This window comes from Flavobacterium endoglycinae (assembly GCF_017352115.1).
Taxonomy (GTDB): domain Bacteria; phylum Bacteroidota; class Bacteroidia; order Flavobacteriales; family Flavobacteriaceae; genus Flavobacterium; species Flavobacterium endoglycinae.
Map to the genome: position 1 here is coordinate 3,757,554 of NZ_CP071448.1, position 21,893 is coordinate 3,779,446.

Consider the following 21,893-nt stretch of genomic DNA (forward strand, 5'->3'; position numbering starts at 1 on the left):
AAGAGCCATTTGGCTCTTTTTTTATGTTTTAATATTTGATTTTTATTTGCTCAAACGGTGTAAAGTATACGTCATCGCACTTAAAAGGAAAAATGCCATAATTTGGTGGATTAACCCTAAAGCCAATGGAACGCTGTACAATAAAGTGAAAACGCCTAGCGCAAACTGAATGAAAACAAAAGCTACAAGAGTTTTAATTCCGTTTGATTGTGTATTGGTAAGTGTGTATTTTTTGCTTTTGAAGAAAAGAAAAAGAATCATCGCAACCACTACATAAGCAAAAGTTCTGTGTACAAATTGAACACCGCTTTTTCCTTCAATTAAATTTTTAATTAAAGAAGACTGCTCAATAAAAACCGATTCGTGAATAAATTCTCCATCGCTCATCAAAGGCCAGTGATTGTGAATTAATCCAGCATTTAAACCTGCGACAAATCCACCGTAAATAATCTGAATTAATAAAGCTGCCAAAGCATATCTTGCTATTGTGCGAAGTGGTAAAATTTTATTGATATTTCTTTCAGGGTAAATTAAATCCAAAGCCACCCAAAGTGTGTAAGCGAAAGTGATAAACGCAAAAGTTAAATGTAATGAAAGTCTAAAGTGGCTTACATCTGGATTGTCAATTAATCCGCTTTTTACCATAAACCATCCTAAGAAACCTTGGAAAGCTCCCATTGCTAGAAGCACAATGCATTTTTTAATGGTTGGAGTATCTAATTTTTTTCTAACTAAAAAGTAAACGAAAGGCACAAAGAAAACCAAACCGATAATACGCCCGATAAAACGGTGAAACCATTCCCAGAAATAAATGAATTTATAATCTGATAATTGAAAATCGTTGTGAATATTGATTTTCTGATATTCAGGGAATTTTTTGTATTCGTCAAAAGCGGCCTGCCATTTGGCTTCTGTTAAAGGAGGGAAGGTGTCGGTTACCAAATGCCAGTCGGTCATTGATAAACCTGAATTGGTTAAACGAGTAATTCCACCCACGACAACCATTAAAAATAATAAAACACAACCCGATAGTAACCAAATGATTACTGATTTATTTTCTTTTTTCATTCTTTTCCGATTAATTCGATTTCGTTGATTTTGTTTTTGGTTTTTCTTTCTCTTCTCTTTATATAAAGCTTTAATGATGTAAAGTTTACTATGATATTGGTAGATAAGATAACTATCATAAAGATTATTCTGTATAGATAGCTTTCTATATCAACTTTTATTTTAAAATAATCAATTAAGACTATATTTTGAAATAGTGCAGCTATAATCATTATAACGGATACGGAAACAATACTGATTAAAAAAAAGAAGATTATATGTTTGTAGTGATTATTATCGGTTCTATTAATTTTTCTAATAAAAACAATATTAGTTACTAAAACTATTACTATTAGAATTATTAAAAAAATAGCACCTAAAATGTCCATTAATTTTTAGGTTTTAAGTTTAATTTCTCAGCTCTTTTAATCACAAAATCATAAGCCGCTTGATATTCATTCGGAATATCGCCTTCTAAAATGGCTTCTTTTACCGCTTCTTTCAAAATACCAATTTCGCGTGAAGGTTTTAAATCAAACATTTGCATAATTTCTTCTCCTGTAATTGGCGGCTGGAAATTACGAACGTGATCGCGTTCTTCAACTTCAACAATTTTTCTGCGGACAACTTCAAAGTTTTTATGGTATTTTTTGAATTTCGCTGGATTTTTGGTTGTGATATCCGCCTCACATAAAGTCATTAAATCTTCTACATCTTCACCCGCATCAAAAACCAAACGACGAACGGCACTGTCTGTCACAATATCTTGTGCTAACACAATCGGACGAGAACTCATGATAACCATTTTCTGAACGAATTTCATTTTATGGTTCAAAGGCATGTGCAAACGTTCAAATATTTTCTTAGCCATTTTTCCCCCAAGAAATTCATGTCCGTGAAAAGTCCATCCTTGTTTTTTGTTGAAACGTTTTGTTGGCGCTTTTCCAATATCATGCAATAAAGCCGACCAGCGCAACCAAACATCATCTGTATTTGGACAAATATTATCTACAACTTCCAGCGTATGATAAAAATTGTTTTTATGGGTATGACCTTCGATTTCTTCCACCTGATTCAAGGCGGTTAATTCAGGTAAAATTAAATCTAAAAGACCCGTTTTGTATAAAAGTAAAAATCCAGTTGAAGGTTTATCGGTTAGAAGTATTTTGTTTAATTCATCAACAATTCTTTCACCAGAAATAATTTTGATACGATCCGCATTTTTTGTGATGGCATTTAGTGAATCTTCTTCAATTTCAAAATTCAGCTGAGTCGCAAAACGAATAGCGCGAAGCATTCTCAATGGATCATCAGAATATGTAATATCTGGATCTAAAGGCGTTTTGATTGTTTTATTCTCTAAATCTGTTAATCCGTTAAAAGGATCTAAAAGATCTCCGAAATTATTTTCGTTTAAGGATAAAGCCAATGCATTAATGGTAAAATCACGACGGTTTTGATCGTCTTGAAGTGTTCCGTTTTCAACAATCGGGTTACGGCTGTCACGATTGTACGATTCTTTTCGCGCGCCTACAAATTCAATATCGGTATCTTCAAAGCGAAGCATCGCTGTTCCGTAAGTTTTAAATACTTGAACTTTTGGTTTGTTTGGAAGCAAATTAGAAACTTTAAGTGCTAATTCAATTCCGCTCCCAACTGCCACAACGTCGATGTCTTTTTTCGAACCTCGGTTTAAAAGTAAATCACGAACAAATCCGCCGATCACATACGAGTCAACGTTTAATTCTTGAGAAGCTTTCGAAATGATATCGAAGATTTTGTTTTGTAAAGCAGATTTATAGTTTGTTTGTATAGCCACGAATTCACTAATTTTTATAAAATAATACGTTTATGTTCAAGTGAGGAAGAATTAAAGTTTGCTAAAATCGCTAACTTATTTTTAGAAACTTTTAGATAATTAAGACATTGTGAAATGTACTTTGGATGTAAAAAATCACTTGATTTTATTTCAAGTATAATTTGATCAAACAAAACAAAATCAGCATAAAACTTGTGATTTAATATAATGTCTTTATAATTTACCAAATATTCTTTTTCTCTTTCAAATGGAATATTGGCTTTTTTGAACTCATATTCTAAAGCATCTTTATATACGATTTCAGAAAACCCTCCACCTAAATTTCTATGAACATCAAATAAAATTCCCATTATCTGATAGCTTTCTTGCTGATACAATATTTTTGTCATGATCTAAATTTTTCCGCCACGAATTCACGAATTTTTCTAATTAATTTAAAAAGTTAATTCGTGAATTTGTGGCTATTATTTAGAATACAACTTTCAATTTTTGTATTGAAAATGTTTTTGGAATTTTATGGTTGCAAATTTACAACATAGAAAATGCCTTTTATAATCTATTGTTCACTTTTTTGAATAAATTCACAATTTTTCATTTGAATTTTATGAAAATAAAAAACAGTGGTGGGTACTATACGAATTAATCTAAATTTTCCGCCACGAATTCACGAATTATTTTAATTAATTAAAAAAAAATGTGATATTGAATTACCCGAATTCATTCGAAACTAAACTCAGAGATTTAAAAAAATAAATTCTTGAATTTTTTCATGATCTAGATTTTCCGCCACGAATTCACAAATTAATTTTAATCATTTCGAATAAATTAGTGCAATGAATTACGGAATTCATTTGAAACTAAACTCATAGATTGTAAAAAATAAATTAGTGAATTCGTGGCGGAAAAAAATATACACATATAAAACAAATCAATTGCGATAATCCATTTTTAGGAATTCAATTTGTATTTTTGAATCATACAAAAACTTACAAATGAAAATTGTTATATCTCCAGCGAAATCATTGAATTTCGAAAAAGAATTACCAACATCTCAATATACAGAACCATCTTTTTTAAAAGAAGCGCGAGTGGTTCATAAAGTGGTTAAACAAAAAAAGCCAGCTGAATTATCAGAATTAATGTCAATCTCAGACAAACTAGCCGATTTAAACTGGAAAAGAAATCAGGATTGGAAAACGCCTTTTACTCCTGAAAATGCCCGTCCGGCGGTTTATACTTTTGATGGGGATGTTTATACAGGATTAGATGCTTATACTATTCCGTTAGAAAAATTAGATGTTCTACAAGATAAACTTAGAATCTTATCTGGTCTTTACGGACTTTTAAAACCACTTGATTTAATGCAGGCGTACCGTTTAGAAATGGGAACTAAAATGCCAGTTGGAGAATCTAAAAATCTTCACGATTTCTGGAAACCAACTGTTACGAAAGCTTTAAATAAAGAATTAAAAAAAGGGGATTTGTTTGTGAACTTGGCAAGTAACGAATATTTTTCTGCGGTTGATGTTAAAGCTTTAAAAGTGCCTGTAATTACTCCAGATTTCAAAGATTACAAAGATGGAAAACTAAAAATGATCAGCTTCTTTGCGAAAAAGGCGAGAGGAATGATGGTTCGTTATATTATCGATACAAATGCTGAAACTATTGATGATTTAAAAGGTTTCAATTATGAAGGATATCAATTTGATGCGAATCTTTCAAAAGGAAATCATTTAGTTTTTACAAGATAGTTTTTTTAAGATGCTGAGGTTCTAAGTTACTGAGGTTCTAAGTTTTTTTAAAGAGTCGGAGACTCGAAATATATTGTAGGCAGGGATTTCTAATCCCTGTGATATATCCAGATAAAATAAAAACGATCATAAAAAACAACGCCGAATTCAATCAAGAATTCGGCGTTTATGCGTATTATAAAATTATTATTATCATTAATGCATTGCGTCGGCTGCACTAATTTTGTTCTTCCCTTTTTTGATAAAGAGAATAATCGGTATGCAACATAAAAACATGATTCCTAGATACATGAAAATATCCATATAAGCCATTACGGTACTTTGCTTCATTACAGAAAGTTCTATAAGCTGATATGCTTTTTTCAAAGCAACATCGGCACTATAACCTTTTGCCATGAAGGCACGCTGCATGCCTGCAATACGTTGCTGTACGTCGAATTTGGCAGGATCTAAATTATTAATTAAATCAACTCGGTGCGACTGGCTGAAACGTGTGATGAAAGTGGTAATAATGGCAATACCAAATGACCCGCCTAGTTGACGCATCATTCCGCTAAAAGCCGCACCTTCACCAATTTGCTTTCCTTTTAAGGTTGAAAGAGTAAGGGTTGTAATAGGTACGAAAAGCAATCCTAAACCAATACCTCTTAAAATTAAAGGCCAATACATATGTTCTACGCCAGTATCTGGAGTCATTCTAGTGTACATCATAAAAGTAAAGAAGAAGAAAATTAAAAATCCTACTCCTACCATATATGCTTGTGGCACACCTTTCTGAATCATATTACCTACAAACGGCATCATAAACGCAGTTGTAATGGATCCTGGAATTAATAATAGACCAGCATCAGTTGCAGTCCATCCTAAAATAGACTGTGTGTAAATTGGGATAATTAATGTTGATCCGTATAAACCAAAACCAAGAATGAAAGACATTAAAGTTCCGATTCTTAAATTTCCGTCTTTTAGAACACTTAGATTTACGATTGGGTGTTTATAAGTAAGCTCTCTCCAGATAAACAACAACAATCCAAAAACAGTAACAACACTTAGGGTTACGATTAAAGAATCGTTAAACCAATCGTCCTGTTGCCCGTGTTCCAAAACGAATTGTAAAGAACCAATAAAGGTGCTCAACAAAATAATTCCCCACCAGTCAACCTGATTTGCTTTTAGTTTCTCACCGTATTTTGGACTTCTAACGAAAGTTAAAGCCAAAACTGTAGCGATAATTCCAAGTGGAATATTAATATAGAAAATATAAGGCCAAGAATAATTGTCTACTAAATATCCTCCCAAAGGCGGACCTAAAGTTGGACCTACAATTACACCCATTCCATAAATTGCCTGTGCCATACCACGTTTTGCAACGGGATAACTTTCTGTAATAATGGTTTGGGCTGTTACTAATAACGCTCCACCACCCATACCTTGTACGAATCGGAAAGCTACCAGCTCCCATATATTTGAGGCATTACCACACAAGAAGGAACAAACGGTGAATATTATGATCGAAGCCACAAAATAATTACGTCGTCCAAATTGCTGTGACAGCCAGCTTGTCATCGGAATTACAATAACATTCGCAATGGCGTATGCTGTAATTACCCATGCCACATCGGTCAAGGTTGCCCCAAGACTTCCGCGCATGTCTGTAAGCGCTACGTTTACAATCGTGGTATCAACAATTTCCAGCAGTGCACAAAGTACTGCCGTAATCGTAATGACAACACGTCTGAAACCGTATTCTACTAAATCGTCGTCTTGTACTGCTGTTGCCATTTATTTTATTTCAAATGTACATCTACATCAACATTCATTCCTGGGCGTAATAATTTTACTTTTTCAGGATCATTTGATTGGTCGATACTAATTTTTACTGGTAATCTTTGAATTGTTTTCACGAAGTTTCCTGTAGCATTGTCAGGAGGTAATAATGAAAAACGAGATCCTGTTGCAGGTGAAAAAGATGTTACGGTACCTTTAAATTCATAGTTTGGATATGCATCAACTTTTAAACTTACTTTTTGTCCCACAACCATTTTGTTCAATTGTGTTTCTTTAAAGTTTGCTACAACCCAAGCTTCGCTATTGTTAATGATATAGAATAAAGATTGTCCTGGCTGAACCAATTGTCCTGGCTGAATATCTACTTTAGAAACTTGACCATCAATTGCAGCAGTAACAACAGTATAAGAAAGGTTTAAGTGAGCAACATCAAGCATTGTTTTTGCTTTTTTAATGTTTGCTGCTGCAACTTCTGTTTGTTTATCAGATACTTTAGATTTTGACTGTATAACTGATTTTTGGTAAGAACTTGCTCTTTGTTGTTGTTCTAAAACACGCACTTGGTTTTCAGCTTCATCTTTTGCAGCCTGAGCTTGCTCAAATTGTTGCTTTGTAATAGTATGTGTTTTATATAAGTTATTGTAACGGTTAAAATCGTTTGTAAGCTGTCTCAATCTGATTTTCGCACTTTCGATAGAACCTGTAGCAGATCTCATTTGAGCATCAGAAACTGAAATACTCGCATTTGCACTTCCAATATCGGCTTTTGCAGCTTCAAATTGACCTTCAGCTCCTAGTAAAGCAGCATTTGCCTCATCGATTTTTAACTGATAATCTCTCTTATCGATTGTAAATAAAGTATCACCTTTTTTTACATAGTCATTATCTTTCACATACACTTTGCTGATATATCCTGACACTCTCGGGATAATAGGGTTCATTCTTTTTTCTATTTGAGCATCATCTGTTTCTTCGTGAGCTTGAGAGTGAAGATATTTAGATATTCCGTAAGTTCCGCCTCCTAAAATCAGAACTGCAAGTATGATGATGAATTTTTTATTTGTTTTTTTCTTTTCCATGAGAGCTGTCGATTATATTTTTGAAAGATTGAATGATTGTGATAATTGTCCTGATACCGAAAGTAATTCGTAATATTTTTGAATGATTGTTGCTTTTGCCACTGCAGTGTTGATTTTTGCACTTAATTGCTCAACGTCTGCTTCCACCAAATCATTGGTATCTGCTAAACCATTGTCAAATTTGTCTTTTACAAGTCTATAATTTTCAGATGCTTGCTGAAGTGCTTCTTCGTAAACAACGCTTTGATTGATCGCTAAGTCATAATCTTCAATAGATTTTTGAACTTCTACTTTAATACGGTCGGTCATAATAGCTTCAGTATTTTTAACTTCCAAAGCTTTGCTTTCTGCTTCTTTTACGTGCGAACTATTTTTTAGAATTCCAGATAAATCATACGATAAACCTATACCGAAATTCATGGCATATTTTACTGTAATAATGTCTTTAAGATCTAAAGCCGTATATCCACCAAGTAATGAAAGAGTAGGATAATAGCCTGATTTTGCAATTTTAACATTAGCTTCTGAAGCTTTTTGTTGTAAACGAATCGCTTCTAAATCTTTTCTGTTTTCAAGTGCTATTGCATCAGACGTTGGTGCATTAGTTGTTTTTAAATTGAAGAAATCTTCTTCATTAACTTGAATTTTTACAGATGGCTCTAATTTAAGTAATGTCGTTAGATAAAAGTTAATGTTATTGATATTATTATTAGCTTCATCAATAGATAATTGTGTTTTTGAAACTAACAATTGCGCTTTCAATAAATCATTTCTCGGAATAATTCCGTTTTTTTCTAATTCAGTAAAATCCGTAACACGTTGTTTCGCACTTTTTTGGTTTTCGTTTAAAACATCTAAAGTTTTCTGTGCTTTATATAAAGCCGTGTAATACGTAATTACTCTTAAAGCGACATCTTCTTTTGTTTTGGCAGCGTTTACACTTTCTGCTTCGTACAAACTTTCAGAAGCATTTATGCTGTTTTGGATTTTAAATCCTGCAAAGATTGGAAGGCTTAAATTTGCCATACCTAACATTGCCTGATCCGGAGATGGCATTGGTTCAGAACTTGACTGACCACCATTGTGCATATCAATAGAAGCCTTTGTTAATCGCTGGTACTGACCTGAAATTTTTAAGTCCGGATATTGGTTGTTTTTAACCGATTGAAGTTCATATTTTTTTGAGTTCACCTTAGTGTTGGCAAGCGTAACCTCGTTACTCTTTTCCCAAGCCATTTTTACGGCTTCATCTAAGGTTAAACTTGTTTTCTCTTGTGCTTCTAGTGAAGATATTCCGATAAAGAAAACTCCAAAGAGCATTAATTGACTAATTTTCATAAACAAGTAGCGCTTTTATAGTTTGTTGAATGTGCTTTGTAAGATTGTTTTTAATGTAATTGTTAAACATTTCTTCGGTTTTTAAATCCAGTAATTCTTCGAAGAATGAGCGATTCATATGAAAGTGAAAAAAGGTTCCAATAATCGTGGGCGTGATCAGCGGAATGTTAAGATCTTTTCTAAAAACTCCCTGATCTTGACCTTGCTTAATAATACTTTCGACTGATTTTAAATTTCCTTTTTTAAGTTCGGTGAAAGCTTGAAGGCTTTTTTCTCTTTTTTTATTGTAAAGTTCAAAATGTAAAACCCTGTAAATCCCTTTGTTGAGACAAATTCTGTTAACGTAAATTTCGATTAATTTATTGACTTTCTCAAGAGGTTCGATGTTTTCCTGTAATAAATTTTCGAGTTGTAATTTTAAATCAGAAGTCTTATGAAGAATTAAAGCTTCCAGTAGTCTTTCTTTTGAACCAAAGTAATAAGACACCATGGCAATATTAATTTTTGCCTCTTTGGATATATCCCGTATCGATGTCCCTTCAAATCCTTTCTCAGAAAATAGTCTTTCTGCAACTTCAAGAATCTGAATTTTTTTATCGTTTAATTCGATGTTTGACATAGCGTGTTTTCTAATCGGGTACAAAATTAAACAGTTGTTTAATTTAAACACTTGTTTAATTTTGTTTTAACAAAATATTAACATAAAACGGTTTCGGTGTTTTGAAACAAAAAAGCTGAAATACTTGGTATTTCAGCTCTTAAGAATTTATTAGTTTAAATTACAAATGATGTATTATCGAATCTCTCCAACAAACTCAGCAATTTTCCCGCTCCCGTTTTCGCTTAAATGTTTGATAAAAGCACTTCCAATAATAGCGCCTTTTGCATATTTTGTTGCCTGACTGAAAGTTTCTTTATTTGAAATTCCAAATCCAACAATTTGTGGGTTTTTCAAATTCAGATTTGATATTCTCTCAAAATATTCTTCTTGAACATTTCCAAAACCGCTTTGAGATCCCGTAACACTTGCAGAACTTACCATATAAATAAACCCGTTTGAAACGCTGTCTATAAAACGAATTCTTTCGTCTGAGGTTTGAGGCGTAATCAAAAACACATTTATTAAACCATATTTTTCAAAAATCGCTTTGTATTCGTCTGCGTAAACATCCACTGGAAGATCTGGAATAATCAAACCGTCGATTCCAATTTCAGCACATTTTTGGCAGAATGCTTCCACGCCGTATTGTAACATTGGATTGAAATATCCCATGATAATCAACGGAATTTTTACGCTTTCGCGGATGTTTTGCAGCTGATCGAATAGGATTTGAGTGGTCATTCCGTTATGAAGTGCCTGTGTAGAACTCGCTTGAATTGTTGGACCGTCTGCCAAAGGATCACTGAAAGGAAGTCCGATTTCAATTAAGTCTACTCCGTTTTTTTCTAAATCTTGAATAATCTGCACTGTATCGTTTAAATTTGGATATCCGGCAGAAAAATAAATAGAAAGTATCTTTTTATCTTCTTGTAATTTCTGAGTTATTCTGTTCATTTTACTATCTTTTTATTCCTGCAAGGTTTTCAAAACCTTGTAGGTCTTTTATTTTACTTGATTTTAATTATGCCTACAAGGTTTTGAAAACCTTGCAGGAATTTTTATGTTGTAATGATTTTACTCGTCCAATCATCACCTTGTTTTTCAACAAGTAATAATCCAGAGTCAGAATCATTCATTTGAGCAATTAATTCTCCTTTATTGTTCCAAAAAGCACTTTGTCCCGCTGAAGGTGAGCCCCAAGATTCTCCACTGAAATTAGACATCAATACACTCATTTTGTGTTTCGCAGCATAATTTTGCAAACCTCTATAAGCACTCGGAATTCCGTTTGGTGAAAAGAAAATACTAGCGATATAAATATCAGTTTCTCTTTTTCGTGCATGTTCTGGATGAAGCGGATTGTCAATGTCGGCACAAATGGCAAAAGAAATATTCTGATCTTCTATACGAATCATTGGATTATAATCGAATGTCGAATCGAAAAATTCATCTTCGCCTTCATGTAAAAACTGCTTTGTATAAATTGAAACCGAATTATCTGGCGATATAATGAACTGCCCGATAAACATTTTTGATTCCATTTGAATTGGCGCTCCAGCAATAATGATGATTTTATTTTTAACAGCTAATTCTTTTAAATGATCTAAACGCGTATCTTCTTTTTGAAAAACTAATGGTGCAGCATTTTTTCTTTCATATCCTGTAATCGACATTTCTGGAAATACAATTAAATCTGCTCCATTTTGTACAGCCAATTCAATAAGACGATAATGATCTAATAAATTAGCTTCGATATTTTCGCGAGTTGGTTTTGTCTGTGCAGCTGCTAAAATCATATTATTTATTTTCTGTATAAACCCAAGCCATTCTTCCAGATTGAAGTTTAACTTGAACTCTTTTGTATGAGTTAGATTCGAACTGATCTACTTTTAACAATTCTGGATTTGAAACTTCAAAAGCAACACCATGTATAATGTCTTCCAGATTTTCACTTGGTACAGCCACAACATAATCTGCCATTCCAAATTCTTCTTCTATTTGTAAACTTTTAAGTTTGAAACCCAGTATTTGATCTGGAGTACCACTTAAAACTTTATTAAAAATCTGCATTTGAATTTGTTTCGATCTTAATGTTCCGTAAGAGAATAATAGTTCCATAATTATGATTTTCTCGTTATTTTTTGCGTTAGGGATGGGCGCGGCATCCTTTTTATTTTTTCTTTAAAAATAAAAAGATATAGCAGACAGCCCGACCGTAGGGAACGCCCAAATTACGATTTTTATTACAATTTAAAATAGTCTATATAATTATCTAAATCTTTATCGCCGCGACCCGAAAGACTGATTACAACAACGTCTGTAGGTTTAAATTTCTTTTGATCTAAAACGGCAAAAGCGTGTGCACTTTCAATAGCAGGAATAATTCCTTCTAATTTTGTTAGTTGTAAACCAGCATTCATCGCATCATCATCGGTAACAGAGAAAAATTCGCCACGTCCGCTCTGAGCTAAATGTGCGTGCAAAGGTCCAACTCCTGGATAATCTAAACCTGCCGAAATAGAGTAAGGTTCTGTAATTTGTCCATCTGAAGTTTGCATTAAAAGCGTTTTACAACCGTGAATAACACCAACTTTACCTAATTTGCTAGTTGCTGCGCTGTGTCCGCTGTCTACACCTTTTCCAGCTGCTTCCACTGCAATGATTCCCACTTCTGGTTCGTGTAAAAAGTGGTAATACGTTCCTGCGGCATTACTTCCTCCGCCAATGCAAGCAACAACATAATCTGGGTTTTCACGTCCTTCTTTTTCTTTTAACTGCCATTTAATTTCCTCAGAAATAATGCTTTGAAAACGTGTTACCATATCTGGATAAGGATGAGGTCCAATTGCAGATCCGATAATATAATGAGTATCGACCGGATTGTTGATCCAGTCACGAATGGCTTCGTTTGTAGCGTCTTTTAAAGTTCTTGAACCTGAAAGTGCCGGACGAACTTCTGCACCTAACATTTTCATACGTGCCACATTTGGTGCTTGGCGTGCAATATCAATTTCGCCCATGTATACAATGCATTCAATTCCCATTAAAGCACAAACAGTTGCTGTTGCCACACCGTGCTGTCCAGCGCCAGTTTCGGCAATAATTCTTTTTTTGCCTAGACGTTTTGCCAACAAGATTTGCCCAATTGTATTGTTTACTTTGTGTGCTCCAGTATGGTTTAAGTCTTCTCTTTTTAAATATACTTTGGTGTTGTATTTCTCCGATAAACGTTTGGCAAAATACAACGGACTAGGGCGTCCAACATAATCTTTCAACAATTGGTTGAACTCTGCTTTAAAATCAGGTTCGTCCATTATGCTTAAATATTTCTGGCGTAATTCTTCTACATTTGGATAAAGCATTTCAGGGATATAAGCTCCTCCAAATTCTCCGTAATATCCTTTTTCGTTGACGTTAAAACTCATTTTTTTAAAGTTTAAATGTTTACAATTTCAAATTTGCGTTTAAAATTGCTTAATAGGTTTTTATTTTTCAGCCCTGGTTCGATTTCAAATTTACTATTTACATCGACAGCATAAATAGGCAAATTGGTTTTTGAAATTTCTTCAATGGCTTTTAATTCTTTCATTCCAATTCCGCCGCTTAAAAAGAAAGGCTTTTTCGAATTGTATTTTTTTAAGATGCTCCAGTCGAAAGTTGTTCCGTTTCCGCCTGGTAATTTTCCTTTTGTGTCGAAAAGAAAATAATCGCAGACATTTTCAAAAGCTTTAATAATTTCAAAATCAAAATTTTCGTCAGCCGAAAATACTTTAATAATTTCGATTTTCATTGGCAGTTTTTCTTTTAATGCTGTACAAAATTCAACCGATTCTTCTCCATGCAGTTGAACAGCTTGCAAGTTGTATTTTTCTACTTTTTCTAGAATTTCTTCCTGACTTTGATTGACAAAAACACCCACTTTTTTGATGGTTTTTATCAGTTCGGGTACATTCCCGTTGCAATATCTAGCGGATTTTTCCCAGAAAATAAATCCCATATAATCGGGTAGGAGCGCGCCTACTTCGAGGATATTTTCTGGATATTTCATGCCGCATATTTTGAGTTTCATTTTCGTTGTGTGTTTTTATCGCAAAGTGCGCTAAGGTTTTTTGTCTTTGAGTGTGCTTAAAAACGCAAAGTTCGCAAAGCTTTGTGTTGATTTTTTTTCGCCACGAATTCACGGATGATATGAAAATTAAATTTATGAATTCGTGGCTAATTTTATTCGCCTAAATTTTTTATAAATTCTGTTGCTGCTACGCCAGCGTTATCGGTTTTCATGAAGTTTTCTCCAATTAAGAAACCTTTGTATCCGTAAGGTTTTAATTCTTGAATAGCTTCAATTGAAGAAATGCCGCTTTCCGAAACTTTTACAAAATCATTCGGAATTTGTGAAGCCAATTCTTTACTGAAATCTAAACTTACTTCGAATGTTTTTAAGTTTCTATTATTTACCCCAATCATGTCTAAAGTCGGCATGATTGATTTTTCTAATTCTTCTTGATTATGAACTTCTAAAAGAACTTCTAAACCTAATTTTTTAGCAAATTCAGATAAAGATTTGATTTCTTCGCGAGTTAAAACGGCTGCGATTAACAAAATCAAATCGGCTCCGTGTGCTTTTGCTTCTAAAATCTGATATTCGTCTACAATAAATTCTTTTCGCAAAAGCGGAATATTTACTGAAGCTCTAGCTAAAAGTAAGTCGTCTAAAGATCCGCCGAAATATTTTCCATCAGTTAAAACGGAAATTCCGCATGCACCAGCATTTTCGTAACCTTTTACCACTTCTTCAACGGTAAAATTATTGTTGATGATTGATTTTGAAGGAGAACGGCGTTTGTGTTCTGCGATAATTCCAGAGTTGCTTTCTTTTAATTTCTGACTAAGTGAAATAGTCTGTTTTCCAAAAAATACAGAAGCTTCCAATTGAGAAACCGGAATAATCGATTTCTTCAAAATCACTTCTTGTTTTTTGTCTATGATTATTTTATCTAAGATGTTCATTGTTGTGTTGTTTCATGTTTCACGTTTCAGATTTCAAGTTAGAACGTTCAAAACAACTTGAAATCTGAAACCTGAAACTAAAAAATTATTTACTTAATTCTTTCAATTTTTTCAATACTTTCAGTCCTTTTCCAGATAATAAACTTTCTTTTGCCAGTTCAAATCCTTCTTGCGGCGTGCATTTGTTTACCGTTGCGATTGCCATTGCAGCATTGGCACAGACTACATTATTTTGAGCTTCGTTTCCTTTTCCCGAAATAATATTCGTGAAAATTTCAGCCGATTCTTCGATGGTTTTTCCGCCTTCAATTTCAGTTTGAGATAAAAGACGAACTCCAAAATCTTCTGGTTTTATCATGCCTTCCATGTGGCTCGTGATAATTTTTGTTGGTCCTGTTAAAGAAATTTCGTCATATCCGTCAAGCGAATGTAAGATTGTGAAATTGGTATCGGTATTTTGGTATAAATACGCATACATTCTCGCTAATTCTAAATTGAAAACTCCAACCAATTGATTTTGCGGAAATGCTGGATTTACCATTGGTCCTAACATATTAAAGAAGGTTTTTACTGCCAATTCTTTTCTTATTGGTCCTACATTTTTCATTGCTGGGTGAAATAAGGGAGCGTGTAAAACACAAATTCCAGCCTGATCGATACATTTTTCTAAAAATGCTGGATCGTTGCTAAATTTAATTCCCATTTTTTCCATTACGTTGCTTGATCCAGAAATAGAAGAAACGCCGTAATTTCCATGTTTTGCGACTTTTATTCCCGCTCCTGCTGATACAAAAGAAGCTAAAGTCGAAATGTTGAAAGTATCTTTTCCGTCACCACCCGTTCCGCATAAATCGATGGTATTGTAAGCTGATAAATCTACTCGGATACAAAGCTCTAATAATGCTTCGCGAAATCCAGAAAGTTCATCAATAGTAATGCTTCGCATCATATATACAGTCAAAAATGCTGAAATCTGACTTGGATTATATTGACCGCTTGAAATATTAATCAATACGTTTTTTGCTTCTTCTTTGGTAAGCACTTCGTGGTTGATTAATTTGTTTAATATAGTTTTCATTTTTTTAAAGATTCTAAGTTGCTAAGGTTCTGAGATGCTAAGTTTTTTGTTTTATTTGTTTCAAGTTTCAGGTTTCACGTTCCAGTAACTTGAAACTTTAAACCTGAAACAAAAAATTAACTCTTAATCCAATTCTCTAAAATCCTTTTTCCATTTGGTGTCAAAACACTTTCCGGGTGAAACTGAACGCCCCTTACATCGTAATTTTTGTGACGTAAAGACATGATTTGTCCATTCTCATCAACTGAAGTTGCTTCTAAATCTTCTGGTAAATTAGCGTCAACAACCCACGAATGGTATCTTCCAACCTCAAACTCGTTTCCTAAACCTTCAAACAAAATTTCATCTGAAACTACTGTTTTTACATTTGTAGAAACGCCGTGATATACTTTGTCAAGGTTTGAAAGTGTTCCGCCGAAAACTTCCCCAATGGCCTGCTGTCCTAAGCAAACTCCTAAAATGCTTTTTGTTGGGCTGTATTTTTCGATTACAGCTTTTAATAATCCTGCTTCATCTGGAATTCCAGGTCCTGGCGAAAGCAATATTTTTTCGAAAGAAGCAATTTCATCAATTTCGAATTCGTCGTTTCTATAAACGGTTACTTCGCAATCTAAATCTTCTAAATAGTGCACTAAATTATAAGTGAAACTATCGTAATTGTCTATAACTAAAATCTTTTTCATTTTTTTAAGGTTCTAAGTTGCTAAGGTTCTGAGAGACTAAGTTTTTCAATAACTGAAAACTGCGACTGGCAACTAATTTTTATCTATTTTTCTCGAACGTACTTTTCAGTAATAATTCGGTTGATTCCTAATTTTTCTACTTTTTCGATTCCTTTTTGAGTTAAGGTGTCGTTTTTGATTTTTACTGTAAACTCAAATTTTCCATTTTCCCATTGACGATTATTGAAGTATTCCAGATTCTCTGTATAAATGCTGTCTTTTAAAGTGTATTTTCCGCCTCCGCCAAAAAATACGGCATTTGTTGAATCTTTACCATTATTCAAATCATGATTAAAAAAAGCAAAATGTGTTTCATTAATAATTTTAATCATTTTTGTTTTTGGATTGAAAGTCGAAAAAGTGGAATCTTTTTCTGTTGTTTCAGCTGATATAAGACGCCAGGTTCCTTCAAGCGGATTATGCTTTTTCTCTGAATTACAGGAAACTATGCTAATGATTAAAACTAAAATTGATATTGCTTTTTTCATGGTTTTTTATGGTTTGTGGTTAATTGTTTAAGGTTAAAAGTTTCAAGTTCTGCGACTGAAAACTGCGACTGACGACTAAATTTTCTCCGCCATTTCCAGCGCTGTATTTAAGGCTCTTAACTTATTATACACTTCCTGCATTTCGCTTTCTTCATCAGAACTTGCTACGATTCCGGCACCGGCCTGACAATGCAATTGGTGGTTTTTTGATAGGAAAGTTCGAATCATAATCGCGTGGTTAAAGTTTCCGTCAAAATCCATAACTCCGATGGCACCTCCGTAAAAATTACGATTTGTTTTTTCGTAATCTTCAATTAACTGCATAGCTCTATGTTTTGGAGCTCCGCTTAAAGTTCCTGCAGGGAAAGTATCGGCAACTACTTGCATCGTTGTCGCTTTATCATGTAAATGTCCTGTAACTTTTGAAACCAAGTGAATTACGTGCGAGAAAAACTGAACTTCTCTGTATTTTTCCACATTTACATCATGTCCGTTGCGGCTTAAATCATTTCTGGCTAAATCCACCAGCATTACGTGTTCGCTGTTTTCTTTTTTATCTTCCGAAAGTTCTTTTGCTAAAAGTGCGTCACGTTCGTCATTTCCAGTTCTTTTAAAAGTTCCAGCAATTGGGTGGATTTCGGCTTTTCTGTTTTTTACGATAATTTGTGCTTCGGGCGAAGAACCGAATATTTTGAAATCTCCATAATCAAAAAAGAACAAATACGGAGATGGATTAATGCTTCTTAAAGCTCTGTAAACGTTGAATTCATCACCTTTAAAACCTTGTGTAAAACGGCGTGAAAGAACTAATTGGAAAACGTCTCCGCGGAAACAATGTTTTTTAGCTAAAGCCACGTTGTGTTTGAATTCTTCATCGGTTAGGTTAGAGAAACCTTCGCCTTCTTTGGTGAATTTGTACAAAGCGATATTTCTAGACTGCAGTAATTGTTCAATTTCAGAAATATTGTTTCTTCCGTCTAGGCTGTGGCAGAAAATGTACGCTTCGTTTTTAAAGTGGTTAATGGCGATGATATTTTGGTAAACCGCATAAAATACATCTGGAATTGAAGTCGCATTGTCTTTTTTGGCAATGGAAACTTTTTCAAAATAACGTACGGCGTCGTAAGAAATGTATCCGAATAAACCGTTATTGATAAATTTAAAATCGTTTTTCTCTGATTTGAATCGGTTTGAGAATTCTTGAATTACTTCTGGAATATTGGTTGAAGCATCGATTTTATTTTGCTCCAAAGTTCCGTCAGGAAAAGTTTTTGTGATTAATTCGTTTTCAATTTTAATTGTCGCAATCGGATTGCAGCAGATGTACGAGAAACTATTGTCATTTCCATGATAATCACTACTTTCTAATAATAAACTATTTGGGAATTTATCTCGAATTTTAAAATAAATGCTTACTGGCGTTATGGTGTCTGCCAGAATTTGTTTGTAATGTGTGTTGAGTATAAACGGTTTCAATGTATGTTGTTTTTTAGTTTTTAATATTTTTCTGCTAGAGTTTTGATCAAAAAAAAAGGGCTTGTCGTGATGACAAGCCCTTTAAATTTATAGTTTTGAAAATACCATAGGAAGCTTCGTTCACGACGTTTGACGTAAATTGTTCCACCACCAAGTATTGTTCATTAATGTTTTCATTTCTTTATTTTGATATGGCAAAGATATAAATGTAATTTGAATTAGAATACATAATATCTCAAAAAAAACTTTTCTAAATTTTGAAATTTGTTAAATTTTAATTTCTGAGTTTAGTTTAAAAGCTTAGTTTCCAATAGCTATTGTATTATTTGTGTTAGCTCTAAAATCAGGATTTCCTTTGATGTTTGGCGTTATAAACAATTCTATATTTTTCATTTTTGTGTATTCAAGACCAGAATTTGGGTTGTAATAATTTTGAATTGCCGCATCTGAACTTGATGATTCGCTTGTAATTCCTCCGTTACAATTGTTAACTATGGTATTTTTAAAACTCATTTTTGATAAGTTTTCTTTTCCGTTTCCAATATTTCCTTCTAATAAAACAAAAGGCGAAAAACCAGCAACAATACTATTGTTTAAGTCGAAAAATGTATTTTCTCTTACATAAATAGATTCTCTAACTAAGCCTTGATTGTTTTCTTCTAGATTTATTAAAGTGATATTTGAAGCATTAATTTTGGTCATTTTTTTGGTCATATCTGTATTTTGAACTTTATCATACGAATCTACTTCAAAACATCTTGATCCTGAGATATCTGATGAAAATGGATGGCGAACCGCAATACTGTTAGTAATGTTGATTTGTGCGCCTTGCGTAAAATCAAAATCATCATCAGTTGTTCGGTATGATATTAAATTACTCATATTTAAGTCACCTCCATAACATTCAAAAGAATCATCGTTTGAAAAACTAATTTGAATGTTGCTTAAAACTGTTTTTCTTCCAACTCCTGCTAGAGAAAGACCATTTAACTCCTTAGAAGCACTTAATTTTCGTCCTGCATATTCAATTCTCACATATTTCATAACTCCTGAATTATCTTCAGCGTCTTGACCTCCATAATGATTTAAAGTTGGTTCTAAATCAAAAGGTAAAGTGTGAACACCTCCTAAAGTATTTATAGGGGCTTTTCCTAAGATGATGATGCCACCCCAGTCACCAGGCTTTCTGTTGTTTTTTTCATTTTCTGATGTAAAAACAATTGGGTCAGTTTCAAGACCTTCAGCCATAATTTTTGCTCCGTTGGTAATTACAAGTGTTCCGCAGGTTTTATCGTCACCTCGTATTACGGTTCCTGGTTCTATGGTTAAAGTTGCATTGTTTGTAACGTACACAACCCCAACTAAATGATAGGTATTGCGTTTTAATAATCGGGTATCTTTATCAATTGTTCCGGCAATTATGTTGGTTGCTTCGTTGTATTCATTTATGGCTGGTTTAAAATTGGTCCAATTGTTCATCCAGTTGTTTGTTCCAAAAATTCCTTTTGTTTGTTGTTGGGCTTGTAGTAAAAAAGTACTTATGAGTGTGATAATTACCGCATGTATTTTTGTTTTCATAACTATATTTTTAATTTCTAGTTTTTGATTTTTATTAGCCTCAAAATTAGAGGGCTAATGTTAATCAATACCAGTAAGGCTGTTATGAAAGCGTTATGTAAATATTAAGAACGTTATGTTTTTGAAAATTTATAAAAATGAAACAGCCCTAATAGCAAGTACTATTAGGGCTGTTTTTTATGTGTGAATTAGTAAGCCTGAAATTAGAATTTTAAAGCTACTGCTAATTCAAATTCGTCGTTGATAGTTTTGTCTCCTAAACCGTCGAAGAAACTTCCTGAACCGTATTTAATATCGTATTTAGTTCTGTCAACTTTGAATGCTGTTGTAGCAGTGTTTCCTTTTACAGTAAGATCAAAAGTTACTGGTTTAGTAATTCCTTTGATAGTTAAGTCTGCAGTTACCGTGTAAACGTCAGCAGATTTAGAACCAATAGTTTTGAAAACTAATTTTGAAGTTGGGAATTTATCAGTTCCGAAGAAATCGTCAGCTTTTAAGTGACCGTTTAATTTTCCTTGGTATTCTCCAGTTAAATCAGTAGAAGTTAATGAAGTCATATCAACTGTAAAGCTTCCACCTGTTAATTTTTTTCCTTTGAAAACTAAAGCACCTTCTTTGAAGTTTACAGTTCCAGAGTGCTCTCCTGTTACTTTTTTACCTACCCATTTAATTGTAGATGCTTTTACGTCGATTTTTTTTGTTTGAGCGTTTACTGTTAAACCAGCAGCTGCTACGAATAATGCTATTGCAATTGTTTTTAAATTTTTCATGTTGTTAAAATTTGATTTTAGATTAATAAATAATTATAGAGTGATAAATAAATCTTCGTGTGATTTTCTAACTTTTTTGTAATGCTGAGCCTCGTCTTCCTCATGTCTGTAACCTACTGTTGCAATAACAGAAGCATTAAGACCTAATTTATCGAAACCTAAGATTTCATTGAATGCAGCAGGATTGAAACCTTCCATTGGTGTTGCATCAATTTTTAATTCAGCAGCTGCAGCTAATAGAGTTCCTAAAGCGATGTAAGTTTGTTTTGCAGTCCAGATATTTTTAGCATCTTGAGATAAATTTGAAATAACTCCATTCATCATGTCAGAAAATCCGCCTAAAGCTTCAGTAGGAACACCTCTTGTTTCGCTGATGTTTTTAATGTAAGCAGCTACAGATTCTGGTCCAGCGTTTAAGTCGTTTGCAAAAATAAACAATTGAGAAGCATCTGTAATTTGTGTCTGTCCGTAAGCAGCGGCTTTCAATTTTTCTCTAATTTCTGGATTTTCTACAATAATAACTTTGTAAGGCTGTAATCCGTATGATGAAGCAGCTAATCTAACGGCTTCTTTTAATGTATTTAAATCTGCGTCTGAGATTTTTTTGGCAGCATCAAATTTTTTGGTTGCGTATCTCCAATTTAGACTCTCTAAAAATGTGCTCATAATTTTAATTTTGTTGGGTTCGGTATTTTTCTAATAATTTATTTAATAACTCTAATTCGTCTGTACTTAGATTTTTTGCAAATGCTTCTTCGTGTGCATCAACTTTAGGATCTAATTCTTTCAATACGTCTAATCCTTTTTGAGTAATCAAAACTTCGATTTTTCGTCGATTACCCGGACAAACGTTTCTTGTTACCAGTTCTTTTAGTAATAATTTGTCAACTAACCGTGTTGTATTACTCGTTTTCGCCAGCATACGCTCTTGTATAACACACATATTAGCAGGATTTCCTTTTTGTCCTCTTAATATACGCAGCACATTGTATTGTTCTCCAGATAAATCATACGGTTTTACTAACTCGTTGAAATGATCCTGAATCACATTTTGTGTGTACATAATGTTCAGAATAACTTTTTTCGCATTATCCATCTTAACTGTACTCTTAATAACCTCTTCAATTGTCATAGTCGTAAGTGTATAATTTGTATATACAAATGTATAACTTTTAATATTTGTATATACAAGTGTTGTGTTAATTTTTTGTTAATACGAAAATATCCGAATACCAATCTAAAAGCAATCAGCTTTTTGATGAGTTAAAATTAATCTATTTTGTCTTTTAAATATCTGGCGTTTTGATATTTAACTAAAAGTTAATCTCAAAGAGCTGTATTTTAATTGTCT

General features: G+C 33.3%; 22 protein-coding genes. 1 reads left to right on the forward strand and 21 read right to left on the reverse strand.

Annotation, left to right across the window (positions count from 1 at the left end; genetic code table 11):
• Nucleotides 1-42: 42 nt before the first annotated feature.
• The 3 genes from J0383_RS16725 to J0383_RS16735 all read right to left on the reverse strand — a co-directional run bounded on the left by J0383_RS16725 (nt 43) and on the right by J0383_RS16735 (nt 3,255).
• On the reverse strand, nt 43-1,068 hold the full coding sequence (locus J0383_RS16725; protein ID WP_207295117.1) for a COX15/CtaA family protein: 1,026 nt from the start codon (nt 1,066-1,068) through the stop codon (nt 43-45).
• Between the two features lie 367 nt (nt 1,069-1,435).
• A complete protein-coding gene (locus J0383_RS16730) occupies nt 1,436-2,866 on the reverse strand; it encodes a CCA tRNA nucleotidyltransferase (RefSeq protein ID WP_207295118.1) in 1,431 nt (476 codons plus the stop codon).
• A gap of 14 nt (nt 2,867-2,880) precedes the next feature.
• Nucleotides 2,881-3,255 (reverse strand): GxxExxY protein, encoded by a 375-nt coding sequence (locus J0383_RS16735; protein ID WP_207295119.1) that lies wholly within the window; start codon nt 3,253-3,255, stop codon nt 2,881-2,883.
• Between the two features lie 603 nt (nt 3,256-3,858).
• Between J0383_RS16735 and yaaA the strand changes: the two genes are divergently transcribed.
• Nucleotides 3,859-4,617 carry a peroxide stress protein YaaA gene (yaaA, locus tag J0383_RS16740; protein WP_207295120.1) on the forward strand — a complete coding sequence of 253 codons (759 nt, stop codon included), beginning with the start codon at nt 3,859-3,861 and terminating at the stop codon, nt 4,615-4,617.
• Nucleotides 4,618-4,812: 195 nt separating this feature from the next.
• Here the strand turns inward: yaaA and J0383_RS16745 are convergent, their stop codons facing one another.
• The 18 genes from J0383_RS16745 to J0383_RS16830 form a co-directional block, all read right to left on the reverse strand.
• Nucleotides 4,813-6,399: a DHA2 family efflux MFS transporter permease subunit gene (locus tag J0383_RS16745; protein WP_207295121.1), complete on the reverse strand. Its 1,587-nt coding sequence runs from the start codon at nt 6,397-6,399 to the stop codon at nt 4,813-4,815.
• Between the two features lie 5 nt (nt 6,400-6,404).
• A complete protein-coding gene (locus J0383_RS16750; protein ID WP_207295122.1) occupies nt 6,405-7,484 on the reverse strand; it encodes an HlyD family secretion protein in 1,080 nt (359 codons plus the stop codon).
• Between the two features lie 12 nt (nt 7,485-7,496).
• The gene (locus J0383_RS16755) at nt 7,497-8,822 is read right to left on the reverse strand and encodes a TolC family protein (protein WP_207295123.1); all 1,326 of its coding nucleotides are present in this window, start codon (nt 8,820-8,822) and stop codon (nt 7,497-7,499) included.
• Nucleotides 8,812-9,441: a TetR/AcrR family transcriptional regulator gene (locus J0383_RS16760; RefSeq protein WP_207295124.1), complete on the reverse strand. Its 630-nt coding sequence runs from the start codon at nt 9,439-9,441 to the stop codon at nt 8,812-8,814. Before J0383_RS16760 ends, J0383_RS16755 begins: the two co-directional genes overlap by 11 nt.
• Nucleotides 9,442-9,615: 174 nt before the next feature.
• A complete protein-coding gene (gene trpA, locus J0383_RS16765; protein WP_207295125.1) occupies nt 9,616-10,377 on the reverse strand; it encodes a tryptophan synthase subunit alpha in 762 nt (253 codons plus the stop codon).
• 104 nt (nt 10,378-10,481) lie between these two features.
• On the reverse strand, nt 10,482-11,219 hold the full coding sequence (locus J0383_RS16770) for a carbon-nitrogen hydrolase family protein (protein WP_207295126.1): 738 nt from the start codon (nt 11,217-11,219) through the stop codon (nt 10,482-10,484).
• Between the two features lies 1 nt (nt 11,220).
• Nucleotides 11,221-11,541 carry a gamma-glutamylcyclotransferase family protein gene (locus J0383_RS16775; protein ID WP_207295127.1) on the reverse strand — a complete coding sequence of 107 codons (321 nt, stop codon included), beginning with the start codon at nt 11,539-11,541 and terminating at the stop codon, nt 11,221-11,223.
• Nucleotides 11,542-11,666: 125 nt separating this feature from the next.
• A complete protein-coding gene (gene trpB / locus J0383_RS16780; protein WP_207295128.1) occupies nt 11,667-12,848 on the reverse strand; it encodes a tryptophan synthase subunit beta in 1,182 nt (393 codons plus the stop codon).
• Between the two features lie 11 nt (nt 12,849-12,859).
• Nucleotides 12,860-13,492, reverse strand: coding sequence for a phosphoribosylanthranilate isomerase (locus J0383_RS16785; RefSeq protein WP_207295129.1), 633 nt, complete (start codon nt 13,490-13,492; stop codon nt 12,860-12,862).
• Between the two features lie 152 nt (nt 13,493-13,644).
• Nucleotides 13,645-14,430: an indole-3-glycerol phosphate synthase TrpC gene (gene trpC, locus J0383_RS16790; protein WP_207295130.1), complete on the reverse strand. Its 786-nt coding sequence runs from the start codon at nt 14,428-14,430 to the stop codon at nt 13,645-13,647.
• Between the two features lie 85 nt (nt 14,431-14,515).
• Entirely contained in the window at nt 14,516-15,508 is a 993-nt protein-coding gene (gene trpD / locus J0383_RS16795; RefSeq protein WP_207295131.1) for an anthranilate phosphoribosyltransferase, read from the reverse strand.
• A gap of 116 nt (nt 15,509-15,624) precedes the next feature.
• A complete protein-coding gene (locus J0383_RS16800) occupies nt 15,625-16,191 on the reverse strand; it encodes an anthranilate synthase component II (protein WP_207295132.1) in 567 nt (188 codons plus the stop codon).
• Nucleotides 16,192-16,274: 83 nt separating this feature from the next.
• A complete protein-coding gene (locus tag J0383_RS16805; protein ID WP_207295133.1) occupies nt 16,275-16,718 on the reverse strand; it encodes a hypothetical protein in 444 nt (147 codons plus the stop codon).
• Between the two features lie 75 nt (nt 16,719-16,793).
• Nucleotides 16,794-18,194 (reverse strand): anthranilate synthase component I family protein, encoded by a 1,401-nt coding sequence (locus tag J0383_RS16810; RefSeq protein ID WP_207295134.1) that lies wholly within the window; start codon nt 18,192-18,194, stop codon nt 16,794-16,796.
• A gap of 300 nt (nt 18,195-18,494) precedes the next feature.
• Nucleotides 18,495-19,772, reverse strand: coding sequence for a hypothetical protein (locus J0383_RS16815; RefSeq protein ID WP_207295135.1), 1,278 nt, complete (start codon nt 19,770-19,772; stop codon nt 18,495-18,497).
• Nucleotides 19,773-19,975: 203 nt separating this feature from the next.
• Nucleotides 19,976-20,542: a YceI family protein gene (locus J0383_RS16820; RefSeq protein ID WP_207295136.1), complete on the reverse strand. Its 567-nt coding sequence runs from the start codon at nt 20,540-20,542 to the stop codon at nt 19,976-19,978.
• Between the two features lie 33 nt (nt 20,543-20,575).
• The gene (locus J0383_RS16825; RefSeq protein WP_207295137.1) at nt 20,576-21,208 is read right to left on the reverse strand and encodes an NAD(P)H-dependent oxidoreductase; all 633 of its coding nucleotides are present in this window, start codon (nt 21,206-21,208) and stop codon (nt 20,576-20,578) included.
• A gap of 4 nt (nt 21,209-21,212) precedes the next feature.
• The gene (locus J0383_RS16830; RefSeq protein ID WP_207295138.1) at nt 21,213-21,674 is read right to left on the reverse strand and encodes a MarR family winged helix-turn-helix transcriptional regulator; all 462 of its coding nucleotides are present in this window, start codon (nt 21,672-21,674) and stop codon (nt 21,213-21,215) included.
• Nucleotides 21,675-21,893 lie beyond the last annotated feature (219 nt).